Annotated in this window: 11 protein-coding genes; 3 read left to right on the forward strand and 8 right to left on the reverse strand. The window is 70.7% G+C overall.

The genetic code is table 11. The features are described from left to right. Window positions 1–134: 134 nt before the first annotated feature. From ACT009_RS07265 to ACT009_RS07275, 3 genes are all read right to left on the reverse strand, one after another. On the reverse strand, window positions 135–1460 hold the full coding sequence (locus tag ACT009_RS07265) for a sugar porter family MFS transporter (protein ID WP_445193666.1): 1326 nt from the start codon (window positions 1458–1460) through the stop codon (window positions 135–137). A 137-nt stretch (window positions 1461–1597) separates the two neighbouring features. After that, complete coding sequence (locus ACT009_RS07270; RefSeq protein ID WP_445193667.1) at window positions 1598–2209, reverse strand: PEPxxWA-CTERM sorting domain-containing protein; 612 nt, start codon at window positions 2207–2209, stop codon at window positions 1598–1600. 30 nt (window positions 2210–2239) lie between these two features. Beyond that, on the reverse strand, window positions 2240–2416 hold the full coding sequence (locus ACT009_RS07275) for a hypothetical protein (RefSeq protein ID WP_445193668.1): 177 nt from the start codon (window positions 2414–2416) through the stop codon (window positions 2240–2242). A gap of 188 nt (window positions 2417–2604) precedes the next feature. Between ACT009_RS07275 and ACT009_RS07280 the strand changes: the two genes are divergently transcribed. The 3 genes from ACT009_RS07280 (at window position 2605) to ACT009_RS07290 (ending at window position 7268) form a co-directional block, all read left to right on the forward strand. Then, window positions 2605–3144 (forward strand): ECF-type sigma factor, encoded by a 540-nt coding sequence (locus ACT009_RS07280; RefSeq protein ID WP_445193669.1) that lies wholly within the window; start codon window positions 2605–2607, stop codon window positions 3142–3144. Window positions 3145–3150: 6 nt separating this feature from the next. Then, window positions 3151–5577, forward strand: coding sequence for a protein kinase domain-containing protein (locus ACT009_RS07285; protein ID WP_445193670.1), 2427 nt, complete (start codon window positions 3151–3153; stop codon window positions 5575–5577). Between the two features lie 65 nt (window positions 5578–5642). Then, complete coding sequence (locus ACT009_RS07290; protein WP_445193671.1) at window positions 5643–7268, forward strand: M28 family peptidase; 1626 nt, start codon at window positions 5643–5645, stop codon at window positions 7266–7268. A 30-nt stretch (window positions 7269–7298) separates the two neighbouring features. Here the strand turns inward: ACT009_RS07290 and ACT009_RS07295 are convergent, their stop codons facing one another. The 5 genes from ACT009_RS07295 to ACT009_RS07315 form a co-directional block, all read right to left on the reverse strand. Next, entirely contained in the window at window positions 7299–7793 is a 495-nt protein-coding gene (locus tag ACT009_RS07295) for a hypothetical protein (protein ID WP_445193672.1), read from the reverse strand. Window positions 7794–7829: 36 nt separating this feature from the next. After that, window positions 7830–10232 carry a TonB-dependent receptor gene (locus ACT009_RS07300; RefSeq protein WP_445193673.1) on the reverse strand — a complete coding sequence of 801 codons (2403 nt, stop codon included), beginning with the start codon at window positions 10230–10232 and terminating at the stop codon, window positions 7830–7832. Beyond that, on the reverse strand, window positions 10232–11155 hold the full coding sequence (locus ACT009_RS07305; protein WP_445193674.1) for a FecR family protein: 924 nt from the start codon (window positions 11153–11155) through the stop codon (window positions 10232–10234). The genes ACT009_RS07300 and ACT009_RS07305 overlap by 1 nt, the downstream gene beginning before the upstream one ends. Then, on the reverse strand, window positions 11152–11667 hold the full coding sequence (locus tag ACT009_RS07310; RefSeq protein ID WP_445193675.1) for an RNA polymerase sigma factor: 516 nt from the start codon (window positions 11665–11667) through the stop codon (window positions 11152–11154). Before ACT009_RS07310 ends, ACT009_RS07305 begins: the two co-directional genes overlap by 4 nt. A gap of 134 nt (window positions 11668–11801) precedes the next feature. Further along, complete coding sequence (locus tag ACT009_RS07315) at window positions 11802–14945, reverse strand: autotransporter outer membrane beta-barrel domain-containing protein (protein ID WP_445193676.1); 3144 nt, start codon at window positions 14943–14945, stop codon at window positions 11802–11804. Window positions 14946–15079: the final 134 nt, after the last annotated feature.

Below are 15079 nucleotides of genomic sequence, written 5' to 3' on the forward strand. Positions count from 1 at the left end.
CGAACGATGATGGAGGGTCTTGCCGATGGGCCGCCCCGATGCCTGTCATCCTCTCGCGGCTTTAGCCGTCGACAAGATTCTGGAGCAGACAATGAGCGAGGTCAAGATAAAACAAAATGTATTATTTATGACCGTCAGTGCAGCGCCATGTCGCGGCTGATCGCCTCCAGCGACCGTTGCTTGGTCTCCGGAAAGAAGCGCGCGACGACGATCGCCTGGACGATCGCGGCGGCGGCGAAGATCCAAAACGGCAGGGCACGGTCGACCTGCGCCATCACCGGGAATGCGAACGACAGCACCGCATTGGCGATCCAGTGGGTCGCGCTCCCGACCGCCTGCCCGCGGGCGCGGACGTCGGTGGGAAAGATCTCGCTGAGATATACCCAGATCACCGCGCCCTGCGACATCGCGAAGGCGACGATGAACAGGATCAGCAGCGGCAGCAGCAGGCGGTCCGACGCGACCCCGGTATAGACCAGCGCGACGCCGGCCAGCGCCACCGCGGTGATCAGGCCGCCGGCGATCAGCAGCGGCCTGCGCCCGACCCGGTCGATGATCGTCATCGCCGCCATCGTCGCGATCAGGTTGGCGACGCCGATGATGATCGCCTGGGTGTCCGCCGACAGGCCGACCAGGCGGCTCGCGGCGAAGATGTCGTTGAGATAATAGAGGATCGCGTTGATGCCCGACAGCTGGTTGAACAGCCCCATTCCCACGGCCAGCAGGATCGGCTTGCGGTGCGCGTGCCAGTCGAGCCGACCGGCGGGGCGCACCACCTCATCGACCTCCGTCACGCGGATGCCCAGCCGGGCGGCGGCGGCTTCGGCCTCTGCGTCGCGCCCGGTTGCGCGCAGCCATTTGGGGCTTTGCGGCACCCCGGCGAGCAACAGCAGGAACAGCGCCGCGGGCACCGCGGCCGAGGCGAGCTTCCAGCGCCACGCCAGATCGCCGGGCTCGATCCGGCCGATCGCATCGTTGCTGGCATAGGCGACGAGGATGCCGAGCACGATGTTGAACTGGAACAGCCCGACCAGCCGGCCGCGGCGCTCGGGCGGGCTGATCTCGGCGATGTAGACCGGGACCAGCACCGACGACGCGCCGATCGCGATGCCGCCGACGAAGCGGAACGCGGCGAAGGTGGCAAGGCCGCTCGCCAGCGCGCATCCCGCCGCGGACACCAGGTACAACAGGCCGATGGTGCGCAGGACGCGCAACGCGCCGAAGCGGTCACCCGGCGCGCCGCTGAAGATCGCGCCCACCAGCGTGCCCCACAAGGCCGCCGAGACCGCCAGGCCGACCCCGGCCGGTCCGAGCGCGAAATCGGTGCGCAGCGCCTCGGTCACGCCCGAGATCACCGCGGTGTCGAAGCCGAACAACAGCCCGCCGAGCGCCATCGCGAGCACCGCGCGGGTATGCGCAGGCGTCGTCCGCGACGCCGCTTCGCCCCCCGCCAGATCCATCACGCGCTCTCCCGATCGCCACCCGCGGATGTCCCGATCGGATACCGCAAGTTTATTTACTTATTCGTGGCGGGCGATCAGGCTGTCAATGGGACGCAGGCAACCCTCCCCCGCTGGAACGAGGGAGGAAGCAGGCATCATGCCGCCGCCAACCCACGGCGGCGGAAGCGGATGGTGGCGCCGAGCATACCGAAGCCGAGCAGCATCATGCTCCACGTCCCCGGCTCGGGCACGGCCGAGCTGACCAACAGGTCGTCGACCTGGAAGAAGTTGTTGCTGGTGATTCGCACCGTGTGCACGCCGAGCGCGTTGACGGCGAAGTCCTGGAACCCCGGCGATATATCGTAAGACCCTGCAGAGAACGACGTTCCGTCGAGTAGCAATGCCAGCGGTCCACCATTGCCGGGGCCTTCATAGCCATTGGTAAAGTGGGTCGCCTTGAAGCTCAGAAAGTCGAAAGCGGCCCCATCGATGCGCGAGAATTCGAAGCCAAGATCGCTTCCCGACGTATTGATGCCGAGCGTCGCGCCGCCCGGATCTGCATTGTTCTCGTCGCCGCGAGCATGAACCAGCAGCGGCCGCGTGGCGGGTTGGAGCGCGGTGAAGACATAGTCACCCACCGTCACCGTCGTGTATTTCTGCCACGGCGTCATGGTGTTGCCGTCGAACGCCAGCGACGAGAAGTCGATGACCTCCGCCGATGCCGGCGCGGCGATCATGACGGCACAGGCTAACAAGAACTTCTTCATGGCTTCCTCCTGATCCTCGGCTGCGTCGGATCACACGAGCGATGATTCTCGCTTGATCCCCGCGGCACGCATGTGAAACTTGGCGAGTTCCTCGTGCAGGAGCTTCGCCTTGCGGTCGGTTGCGGCAGAGGCGTTCGCCCGCTCATGTTCGAGTTGCGCGATGTGGAATGCGCGTTGATCGTCCGCTCTCAAGTCGCTCAAGTGCACATTGTTCTCCCTTGCGGCCCCAGCCCGTCGCGACGACGCTTGCCCGGTCGTCACAGCCAAGGAGACGCGAGATGCGCGCCGAAGCGGACATGGCTGCGAAACTTTTTCGGTGATCTCGCCGACGATATGCAGGCGATAGACCTCGCCGCACGAAGGCTATAGCTGAAGCGAGCCAGGGGAGACGTGACGTGCCGCGCGAAGCCGAACCTCCATCCGAACCGCGGTCGTCGGACGCCATGATGGCCGCGCTGTACGACGATCTCCGCCGCATCGCGCACCGCGAACGCTGGAATGCCGGGCAGCCCGCGACGATGCAGACCACCGTGGTGCTGCACGAATCCTATCTGAAGCTGCACAACCGATCCGACTGGAAAAGCCGCGAGCATTTCCTGGGGACGGTCGCGCTGACGATGCGCCACGTGCTGGTCGATGCGGCACGGGCGCGGATGACCGCGAAGCGAGGCGGCGACGCGGGCATGCTGCCGCTCGACGCCGCCGATGCGGTAGCGGCGGGCGAGGTCGACGATCAGGCGCTGGTCCGGCTCGGCGAGGCGATGCGCGCGTTGGCCGAACTCGATCCGCAGCTCGCGCGGGTAGTCGACTGCCGGTATTTCGCGGGGATGAGCGATGCCGAGACCGCCAAGCTGATGGGGGTCAGCGATCGCACCATCCGGCGCTGGTGGATCCAGGCGCGTGCGTGGATCCATAGCGAAATCGCGGCGGATTAGGCGCGGATGAGTCGCCCGAAGCTGACGCGGTCCGAATGGGCGCATGTGCGGGCGGTGTTCGATCAGCTGTTCGACCTGCCCGACGGCGACCGGCAGGCGCGACTGCGGCGGATGAAGCTGCCGCCCACGGTGCTGGCCGGCGTCGAAACGATGATCGCGGCGAGCGCGCGTAGCGGGGTGCTGGACGCGCGGATCGCGCCGGCCCCGCTGGCCGCGGGAAAGGCCGAGGCCCCGGCGCCGCTGTCCGCGGGAAGCTTCGTCGGCGCGTTCCGGATCGAACGGCCGATCGGGCGCGGCGGGATGGGCGAGCTGTATCTCGCGCACCGTTCGGGCGCCGATTTCGACCAGCGGGTGGCGCTGAAGCTGCTCCGCCCCGAAGCGGCGGCGCGGTTCGACCTGTTCACCGCCGAACGGCAGCTGCTCGCCAAGCTGGAGCATCCCGGCATCGCGCGGCTGATCGACGGCGGGATCGCCGCGGACGGCCGACCGTACATGGCGATCGAATATGTCGAGGGGCAGGACATCGACATCTGGTGCGCCGATCGCGGGGCCGATCTCGCCACCCGGTTGCAGCTGTTCCTGTCGCTTTGCGAGGCGGTCGCCTATGCGCATGCGCGACTGATCGTCCACCGCGACATCAAGCCGTCCAACATCCTGGTCGATCGCGACGGACGCCCGCGGCTGCTGGATTTCGGCGTTGCCCGCCTGCTCGACGAAGCGGGCACCGATCGCGCCTTCATCCAGCAGATCGCGACCCCCGCCTTCGCCGCGCCCGAACAATTCGACGACGGGCCGGTCACCGTCGCCACCGATATCTACGCGCTGGGTGCGGTGCTGTTCGAGCTGCTGGCGGGCCGGGGCCCTTGGAACGCCACCGCGAACGCGCCCTTGTCGCTGTTCTTGCGGCGGTTGTTCCAGGAGGAGCCGCCCTTGCCGAGCCGGGTGGCGACCGGCGTCCACGTTCCCGCCGAACGGATCATGGGCGATCTCGACGCGATCGTTGCGAAGGCGATGCAACGCGCGCCCGATCAGCGCTATTCGAGCGTCGAGGCGCTGGCGGAGGATGTGCGGCGGCACCTCGCCTTCCGCCCGGTGCGCGCCCGCGCCAAGGCGACCGGCTATCATCTGCTCCGTTTCCTGCGCCGCAACCGCGCCGGCGTCGCGGCGACGACGACGGTGGTCGCGGCGCTGGTCGCGGGGGGTGCCGGGGTGGCGTGGCAGGCGCGCAAGGCCGCCGACCAGCGGAGCCTGGCGCGTGCCGAGGCCGAGCGGCTGGAGGGCGTCAACCAGGCGATGCTGCTGATGTTTCGCGACACCAGCGAATCCGCGCAGCTCGGATCGATCACCGTCCGCCAGATGATCGACGACACCACCAGGCGGATGGCCGGGCGCAGCGGTGCGGGCACCGTCGCGGCGCTCGCCGACCTCTACCAGATCGTCGAGAACAAGACCGACGCCAAGCGCCTGCTGGTCACCGCGCTGGCGCGGGGCGTCGGCCGCAGCGACCGGGTCGGATCCGCGCGGCTGAAGCTGAAGCTCGCCACGATCCTGGTCGAGGAGCGCCAGTTCGATCGGGCGCAGCACCTGCTCGACGAGGCCGATGCGGTATGGCGGACCGACCCGGTCCTGTTCCGGCGCGAGCGCGTCGAAACGGTCGGCGCGCTCGCCTATATGCGGCGGCTGCAGGGGCGGCGTGCGGAGGGGATCGCGCTGCTGATCGCGAACATGCCCGATGCCGAGCTCGTCTATGCCGATTACGATCGCGACCTGGCGACGCGCTACGGCAACCTGGCGCAGCATCTGATCGAGGCCGGCCGGTTGGAGGAGGCGGATGCGGTGATCCGTCGCGGCAGGGCGACGATGAACCGCAGCGGCCACGGCCAGTCCGCCGGCGCGCTCACCCTGCTTCGGCTCCGGGCGGGGATCGCCGCGCGCCGCGGCGACGATGCGGCGGCCGAGGCGATGTTGCGCAAGACCGTCGCGGATCGGCGGGCGCTGTACGGCCGGTCGGCGGCGTTGGCGGTCGATCTGCTGCACTATGCGCGGGTGTCGACGCGATTGGGGAAGCCGCGCCAGGCGATCGCGGCGCTCGACGAAGCCACGCCGATGGCGGCGGAGTTGCTCGGCGCCGACACTTCGCCGGCGCTGATGTGCGCGCTGGCGCGGGTCGACGCGCTGATCGCACTCGGCCGCACCGATGCGGCGGCAGCGGTGCTCGCCGACGCAGTTCGCCGGTCGCAAGCGTTGAAGGCGCCGTTGGTCGATGGTGCCGCGCTGCTGTCGCAGGCGTCGCTGGCGTCGGCGCGCGGGGACCAGGACGCGGCCCGGCGCCTGCTGGACCGGGCGGTCACCACCTTCCGCCAAGTCGGGCCCGCGAGCGGCAATTTCGCGCGCAGTGTCGAAATGCTCCGCACGCGGATCGCCGCGCGCTGAACGCTCGCCACCGAGGTGCATCGCCCCTACAAGCGCGAGCCCGCCGTTCGCAGGAGCCCGCACCGATGCACCGCCTTCTCGCCCTTGCCGCCCTGCCGCTGATCGCGGCAGCCCCGGCACCCGATCCGCTGTCCCCTGCCGCGCTATCGGCGGACGTCAAGACGCTCAGCAGCGACGCGTTCGGCGGCCGCGCGCCGGGAACCGCGGGTGAGGCGAAGACGGTCGCGTGGCTGATCGAGCAATTCAAGGCGGCGGGCCTGCAGCCCGGCGGCCCCGACGGCAGCTGGACCCAGCCGGTGCCGCTGGTCCGCACCCAGCTGGGCACCGGGCGCGTCGGCGCCAACGGCATCGCGTGGACGCAAGGCAAGGACGTGTATCTGTCCACCGTCCGTCCGGTCGATCGCGCGGCGGTGGCGAACGCGCCGCTGGTGTTCGTCGGCTACGGCGTCAGCGCGCCCGAGCGGGGCTGGGACGATTTCAAGAAGGTCGACCTGAAGGGCAAGGTCGCGGTTTTCCTGGTCAACGATCCCGATTTCGAGGCGGTGGCCGGCGACGATGCGAAGGGCAAGTTCGGCGACCGCCGGATGACCTATTACGGGCGCTGGACCTACAAGTTCGAGGAAGCGGCGCGGCGCGGCGCGATCGCGGCGCTGATCGTCCACGACACGCCGGGTGCGGGCTATGGCTGGGCGACCGTCACCGCGCCCGCCGGCGAAAACTACGACGTCGCGCGCCCGCCCGCGCCGCGGGTGATGCTGCAGGGCTGGATCGAGGGCGAGGCGGCAACGCGCCTGTTCGCTGCCGCCGGGCTCGACCTGGCGCAGCAGCGGGCCGCCGCGCGCCGATCGGACTTCCGCCCGGTCTTGCTGAAGGGCGCGGGCTTCTCCGCGGACTTGCCAGTCACCGTGGTGCGCGCCGAGAGTCGCAACGTGCTCGCCAGATTGCCGGGGCGCACGCGGCCCGACGAGGTCGTCGTCTACGGCGCGCATTGGGACGCTTATGGCGAGGGCGCAACCGATGCGCAGGGGCGCCGGATCCGTCCCGGCGCGAACGACGACGCGCTCGGCACCGCCGGGGTGCTCGCGATCGCGCGCGCCGCGGCGAAGGCGCCGCGCGCCGCCCGCACCCAGGTCTTCGCGCTGTGGACCGGCGAGGAGCGCGGGTTGCTGGGTTCGGAGACCTATGCCGCGGACCCGATCTATCCCGCCGCCAAGACGGTCGCCAACCTGACGCTCGACATCCTCCAGACCGCCGGGCCCGCCAAGGACGTGCTGCTGGTCGGCGCCGGGCAGAACGATCTGGAGGACGCGCTGGCCGCCGCAGCGCGGGCGCAGGACCGCGTGGTCACGCCCGAGGCGCTGCCCGAACGCGGGCTCTTCTACCGCGCCGACCATTTCTCGCTCGCGCGGCGCGGGGTGCCGACGTTGCTGCTGATGGCGATCAGCGGCGCGCCCGATCTGGTGACGGGCGGCCGGACCGCGGGACAGGCGTGGCTCGACGGCTATATGCGCTGCTACCACCAGACCTGCGACGCGTGGTCGGCGGATTGGGACCTGCGCGGTGCTGCCGCGGACGTCGATCTGCTCCGCCGGATCGGGTTCGACCTGGCGAACGGCACCGCGTGGCCGACATGGCGCGCGGGTTCGGAGTTCAAGGCGATCCGGGACCGGACCAGCGCCGAACGGCGGTGATCGGGCGCGGCTGCGCGGCTGCGCGGGGAATCAGCCCGCCAGCGCCTCGGCGAGTTGCGCCTTGCTCATCGTCGATCGGCCAGGAAGGTTTCGCTTCTGCGCCTGCCGATAGAGCTCCGCCTTGGTGCGGTGGTCGCGGAAGCCCTTCGCCTTTTCCGCCACGTCGGCCGGCTGGGCGGAGAACTGCTTGCCCTTGCGGGTGTCGGCACGCTTCTTGGCGGTGGTGCGGTCATATTCCTCCGCGGATAGCGACTCCCGTGCACCCTTCGGCAGATAGCGTTCGTGCGTCTCGCCGCTCGGCTTGCCCGATTTGGTGCCCCAATCCTCGTCGGTCCATTCGGCGAGGGAATTGTGCGGATCCTTGCGCCCTTCGTAGCCGCCGCCGCGCTTCTTGTATTCGGCGACCGCGAGCTGCGCCTTGCGCGCCGACCATTGGCCCTTCTCGCCGCCCTTTTCCCCGGCGGTCACATCATCCTTCACCTGTTCCCACAGGCGTGGATCGCTGCGCTTGGCTGTCGTGCTCATGCAGGGTCAAAGCGCGATACGGCGGCTGGTTCCGGGCTAGAAGGCGGCGTCCAGCCCCATCCTGATCGTCCGCGGGCGTAGTGGGGTGACCTGATCCTTGCCGGTCGCGAACGGGGTGCCGAGCGCGAAGCGGTTGCCGCGGGCGTCGGTCAGGTTGGTCAGGCCCGCGGTCAAGCCGATCGGCCCCATGCCGATTCGCGCGGTGATGCCGCTGTCGAGATAGTCGCCCTGGTCCTGCCCCAGTACCGGCCCCACGCCCAGCCGCGACGAGCCGACATAGCGGACCCAGGCGTCGACCTTCAGGTCCCGCGACGCCCCCATCGGGCGCCGGTAGACCGCACCGGCCCGGGCAGTGACGCGCGCGATGTTCGGGATCTGGCTCAGCCGCGCGAGCAGCTGTGCCCGCGCCGTCGCCGCATCGTCCGCAAGGCTGGTGATCAGGCCGGCCAACCGGATCGTCGACGGATCGTCGATGCGCCCGTCGTTATAGGACGCTGCACCCTCGACCCGGAGCGCCTGCGTCACCCGCAGCCCGGCCTTGGCCTCGATCGTCCAGAGCTGTCCGTCGCCGATATTGGCGGTACTCGGCAGCCCCGATCCGTCGATGAAATCGGCCTGGATGTCGCGCCACGAGGTATGCGCGACCGTGACCGCGACGTCGAACGGACCGAGTCCGCCCGAACGGACCCCCGCCTCGATCGTCGCCACCCGATCGTTGCGGAAGCGACGGACGCTCTCGCTCTCGATCGCCAGCCCGCCGGGGCGGAAACCCTGTTGGTAGCGCAAGAACAGCTGCGTTCGCGGCGTCAGGTCGACCAGGGCGGAGGCGGACGGCAGCACGATCGTCTGCGATCGCCGCGCGACGATCGCGAGCGAGGTGAGGCGCACGCTTTCAGGCAGATCCTCCCCCTCGCCGTCGAGCACCGACCGGGTGACGCGGACGCCCCCGGTGGTGAGCAGGCCGGGCAGCAGGCGCAGGCTGGCCTCGCCATAGAGCGTGGTCTCGTTGATGCCGTTGACCACGCCGGTGGTCGGCTGCAGCGCGCCGGGCGTGCCGAACAGCCGGGTCAAGCGGGTGCGGTTGTGGGTGTAGCTGAAGCCCGCGAGCCAGCCCGATCCATCCGGCGCCGAGGACCAGGCGCGCGTCTCGTTGGCCTGCATCCGGGTGCGGTTGGCCTGCGCGAACAGCTGGAGCGGCCCGCCGGGCGGGGTCGCGTCGTAGCGCTCCATCAGGTCGTGCGCGGTGATCCCGGTGCTGGAGCGCATATGCACCCCGCCGATCATGCCAGAGACGACGAATTGCGCCTGGCGGAAGTCGGTCGCGAAGCCTTCGGTGACCGCGGCCGACCGGCTGAGCGGGGGACCGTCGCGATCGGCATATTGGCCATCGGCGCCGCGGATGCGCTGACCGATGCCGATCAGGTCGACGCTCCACCCCGGCGCGACGTCGAGGCGTGCGGCGGCACGGCCGCCCGCGATGCGGGTGCGATTGACGTCGGTGCGGCCGAGCAGCGGCTTGTCGATATACCCGCCCTCCGATGCCGCGTCGGCGACGATGCGGATCGCGAGCCGATCGGCGACGATGGGCAGGTTGGCGACGACCTGCGCGTCGACGCCGGGGGCGCCGTGCATCGTCGCCGCGCCGCCGAGGATCGCGGAGCCGCTGATCCGCGACGCGTCCGGCGCATTCGGCACCAGCCGGATCAGCCCGCCGAGCGACCCCGCGCCGTAGAGCGTGCCCTGCGGCCCCTCCAACACCTCGACCGACGCCAGATCGGACAGCCGCAGGTCCGGATCGGGCGCGTTGTAGCTGAGGCGGAGATCGCCGAAATACTGGCCCACGGTCGCCTGGGTCGGCCCGGTGAAGCTGGAATCCGCGATACCGCGAATGAAGAGCTTGTTGCGTCCCGCGCCAAGATAGGTGGAGGCGACGCTGGTCAGCCGCTCGGCGAGCCGGTCGGTGCCGCCGACGCCGCCGAATTCGAGATCGCTGCCCGGCACGCTGGCGAACTGACCCGCGAAATCGCTGTTGCGGGTATCGCGCTTGCTCGCGACGACGACGATGTCGGCGGTTTCCTGCGGCAGCACCGGCAGAGCGATCGGCCGAGCGGGTCTGGCGAGCACCCTGCCCGGCCGTGGCGCCGGCAGCGCGACGAGGCGCCATCCGTTGCGCCCGACCTCCTCGACCCGAGCCTGGGCGTGACGCGCGATCGTAACGAGCGCGGCCGCGACGTCGTAGCGCCCGCGCAGCCGCGGAACGCGGCGGGCCCAGAGCCGCGCATCGGGAACGACGATGTTGGTGCGGGTGCTGCGGCCGAGCGCGAGCACCTGCTCGCCGACGCTGCCGGCGGGCAGATCGATCGCTGCCCGATCCGCCGCATCGGCCGCCGACCCGAGCGTCGCACAGACGACCACCGCCGCCATCCGCCACGGCGCCATCAACGGCTCGCTTCCAGCACCCAGCCTCCCGCGGCAGGGCGAACCTCCACACCGAGCAACCGGCCGAGCAGTCGCGGGTCGCCGCCGATGCTGCGGGTGTCGATCGTCCCGCGGAACGGCCGCGCCGCGACCGCGGGGGCGGCAACGACCTGCCGTCCGAGCTGGCGGGAGAGATCGGCGGCGACCTCGGACAAGGGCGCGCCGTCGAACGCGAGCCGCCCGTCGCGCCAGCCGCCGACCTCCGCCGGATCGACCGCGAGACGCTGGATCGTGGCCCCGTCGGCGAGCATCGCCCGCCCCGCGTCGAGCCGCATCGCCGCGCCGTCCGGATCGACCATCACCGCGCCTTCGGCCACCGCGACGCGGGTCCGCCCGCCGACGGACTTCACGTCGAACACGGTGCCGAGGTCGACCAGTCGCAGGTCGCCGACCTCGACGGTGAACGGCCGCGCGGCATCGTGGCGGACGCGGAACAGCATCTCGCCGCGTTCGACGGCGGCGACCCGCGGATCGTGCCGATCGAGGCGGACCCGCGACGCGCCCGCGATCAGGACGCTGCTGCCGTCGCCGAGCGTGACGGTGCGCTGCTCGCCCGCCGCGGTCTCGACGGTGTAGGGGCGCGGCGCCTGGGTCCACACCCCCATCCCGACCGCGCCGACCAGCGCCGCGGCGAGTGCGCCAGCGATCCAGCGTCGTGGACGCGGAGCAACGACCGACACCGGCGCAACCGGTGCGGCGGAGACAATCGTCGCGGCATCGGCGAGCGCGGTGGCGGCGCGATCATAGCGTTCCGCGCGAGCGGGATCCGCCTCGAGCCACGCGGTGAAGGCATCCCAGTCGGCGTCGGGCTCGGCCATGCGGACTACCCAGTCCACTGCCTCGTCGCGGTCCGCCCGGCCGCGGCTATCGTCGTCGTCGCTCATCGCATCCGTTCCTTCAGATCGGCCAGCGCCCGGCAGGCGGCGCGCAGGTCGCTTTCGACCGTGCTGAGGCTGATCCCCAGCTCCGCCGCGATCTGCCGCTGCGGCACCCCGTCGATCCGCGCGCGGCGGAAGATCGCCGCCTTGCGGTCGCCGAGACCGGCCAGCACCGCCGCCACTCGTTCGGCCTCCTGCCGCGCGGCGATCACGCGCTCGGCATGCGGGTCGGGCGAGACCTCCCCGTCGCCAACATCCTCGCTCCACGCCCGATCGCGCAAATCGGACTGGCGCCGCGATCGGTAGCGATCGATCATCAGCGTGTCCGCGGCGCGAAACAGATAGGCGACCGGGTTGCCGATCGGCCCGTCGGCCCGCTTCGACACCTTCAGCCAGAGGTCCTGGACCAGATCCTCCGCCGCGTCGCCCGCCCCGCGCGCCACCAGGAAGCGGAGCAACCGATCGCGATTGGCGAGGTAGATGGCCTCGATCCCGGTGGGGGATCCTGGGGGCGGCATGGCGGTGACCGGTGCAAGCTGGTGGGACGCCGGCGGTGTAGCCGATCGCTCGCCACGAGAGAAGGAGCTCCGCCCCGGGCCAGGGCGGAGCTCCAGGATTGCGCACGTGCGGGGGGAAGGCACGCGCGCTTCGCCTAGAAGGCGAACTGCAGGGCGGCACGCGCGGAGAGCGCGACATCGCCGAGACGCTGTTCGGCGCCGACCTCGCCGCTGAGGCGCACCTCGCTCGAGCCGGTGATCGCGCGAACCTTACCCGTCCAGCCGCTGCTGCGACGCTCCGGATCAAGCGAGAAGGGCGTGCCGCTGCCGAAGCTGGCGGTGGTCCGGCCAAGCGCGCCTGCGATCCGCTCGCGCCGGCCGCCTTCGATCTCGATCCGGCTCCACTGGGCGTAGCGATTGTCGCCGCCGAAGTTGATCCCCGCCGCCAGGCTGGCGGCCACCGCGAGTTCGTCGCTGCTGCGCTTGCGGACGGTGAGGTCGAAGCCGGTGCCGCCGCCCGCCTCGCGATAGGCGTCTTCGTTCAACTTGTAATAGTCGAGCGTGACGACCGGGCGCAGGCTGAACTGGCCGACCGCCCGCTCGTAGGAAACCGAGCCGGTGCCGGTGTAGAGCATGGCGTTCCAGTCGGCATCGGCGCGGCGCTGCACCTTTTCGGTGCCTAGCACGCCGTCGAACTGGCGCACGCTGTCGAGCGAGACGAACGCGGCGGACCCGCGGACCTGTGCGGCGAACCCGCCCCAATGTCCGCGCCAGAAGCCGGCGAGCTCGTACTGGCTGTGGTCGACGCGATCGACCGCGATGCCCTCGCTCGCGCGGCCCTTCAGATAGGCGAGCGACGCGCCGAAATTGCCGGCCTGGGTCTTGCGCTCCAGGCCGCCGCTGAGGCCCCAGCCATGCACGTCGTAGCTCGCGGTGCTGCGCGCGGCCTTCGAGCCGTCATAGCCGACCGGCGTCAGCCACACGCCCCAGCCGCCCTCTTCCGAAAAGCTGCCCGCGGGTTCCAGCACCTGCGCCGCCGCGGCGCGCGAGGCGAGCGTGACGCTTTCGAACACGCCGCCCGCATAGTTGGGGAGCATCTGGTCGACCGCGGCGCGGAAGGAGTCGCCGTCGTAGATGCCGCGGACCGCCGCAGCGAGCTTGGCATCGGTGCCGATCGCGGTATCGATCGAATCGAACGCGCTGGTCGCCCCGCGATCGAGGCCCAGCTCCCCCTTCGCCTTGCGTACCACGTCGACCGCGATCTCGTTGAGCGACGCGGCCACGATCGCGCCCTTGTAGAGGAACGGCACCGCGGTAGTCGCCAGCGTCAGGTTCTGCGCACCGGTCAGCGTGCCCGATCGCAGTACGACATAGCGCCCGGCGATGTCGACGCCGCCTGCGACGCGCAGCTGGAGCTTGCTGTTGGCCGCGATTGTCGTCGCGCCGTTCACCTGAATGAGATTGGCGGCCGGGTTGGCCTTGTCGAGCGCGACGCTCAGCACCGATTGATCGCCGAGCGCGAGGGAGCCGATCGTCGTGCCGCCGCTGGCCGCGAAAGTGCCGCCGCCCGCCGCGACGCTGACCGCGAGAGTGCCGGCATTCACCAGCTTGCCCGCGAATACGCCCTTGCCGGTAATCGCGAGCACGTCCTGGCCGCCGCCTGCAAAGTCCGCGGTGCCCGCATAGGTCGCGGTGCCGCCGATCGCGATCGTGTCGGCGCCGGAGCCGAAGGTCGTCGACCCGGCGAAGCTGCTCGCATTGGTCATGTCGAGGCGGTTGTCGCCCGCCCCGAAGGTAACGTCGCCCGAGACCGACCCCGCGGCAAGATCGAGGCGGTCGCTGCCGGTGCCGAAGCGGATCGCCCCGGCGATCGCGGGCGCCGCGCCGCTGGTCGGCGCGGTCTGACGGATCATCGCGCCGCTGGTGTTCGCGGACAGATCGATCGCGACCGACCGCGCCGCGTCCGCACCGGCCGCACCGATCGCGCCGCTATTCTCCACGAGCGTCAGGTTGCCGGTGCGATCGAGGATGCCGATCGCGGTCGCCCCGGTCGCGCCTGCGCGGATCGTGCCGCCGTTGCGCAAGACCGGGACCGCCGCGCCGGTGTCGATCAGCACCGCGATCGACTGGGTTGCGATCGCGCCGCCGCCCGCCGCCGTCACCGCACCGGTCACCCGCAGCTCGGGCGTCGCCGAGCCCGTGCCGAAGCGGATACCGGTCGCCGACGCACCCGTCGCGGTCGCCTGCACGGTGCCGCCGACCGCCACGCCGCCCGTGATCGTGACCGCACCACCGAGGCCGCCGATCGCCAGCCCGGTGGCGGCGACGCCGCTGTACACGCCGCTCCCGGTCACCTTGCCGTCGATCACGAGCCCCGCCGCGGGCGTCGTCCCGGCCACCGCGCCGATCGTCACCGCGCGCCCCGCGGCGCCGATCTGGAAACCGGGAGCGGCGCCGTAGGACACGACGTCCGCCGCCTTGCCGGTGGCGCCCGACAGTTTGATCCCGCCGGTGACGTCTCCCGCGACCAGCAGCGCCGGGCCGCCCTGGAGCAGATCGTCGGCGTCGAGCTTCGATGCGTCGGCGGGCGGCGTGCTGTACCGATAGCCGCTCGATCCGATCAGCCCTTCGACGATCAGCGCGCCCGCGACGTCGCCGTCGAGCCGTGCGCCGACCGCGTCGCGCCCGATCGCGGTGATCGAACCGCCGAGCGTGACGGCGCCGGTCACCGCCCCGACGCGCACGCCGACCGAGCGATCGCCGACGACGGCGGTCTTCCCCGAATGGTTGATGCTCCCGGTAAGCGGCCCGCCCAGATAGATGCCCGCGGAATCATTTCCCTCGACGCTGATCTCACCACTGTTCGCGATCGTGCCGGTGAAGGCGCCCGCAGTACGGATGCCGGTGCGCCCGGTACCCTTCGCGAAGGCACCGTCGAGGTCGCCGTCCTTATCGGTATCGGTCGCGGTATAGGCCTCGTCGACGATGATCTTGCCGGAATTGGTGATCCCGCTCTTCACCCCGGCCTGCGCCAGGATGCCGGTCGCGCCGTCGGCGTCGGAGACCTGGATGGTGCCGGCGTTCGTCACGCCATGATCGCTGTCGATGACGACGGCCGCGCCACCGGTCGGCACGACGCTGCCCGCCGCGACGATGCTGATGGCGTCGGCGCTGCCGTTCCTGACAGTCGAGGTGCGCACCTGGGTGGTGCGCTTGGTGTCGATCACCGTCTGCGCCGAAACGGCGGAGGCGGCGGTGATGGCGATCGTGGCGGAGGTGGCGAGTAGCAGGCGGTTCACGACGTGCGGTTTCCTTCGGATGTCTTCCGACAGCCGAGACGGAGACAGCGGGCCGCAGCCTTGAAGAAAATCGACACACGCGGTGGGTCGCGATCAGGATCGCGTCACGGCCGCTCGCCTCGTCGCGGAAAAGC

This window comes from Sphingomonas sp. Tas61C01 (assembly GCF_052567495.1).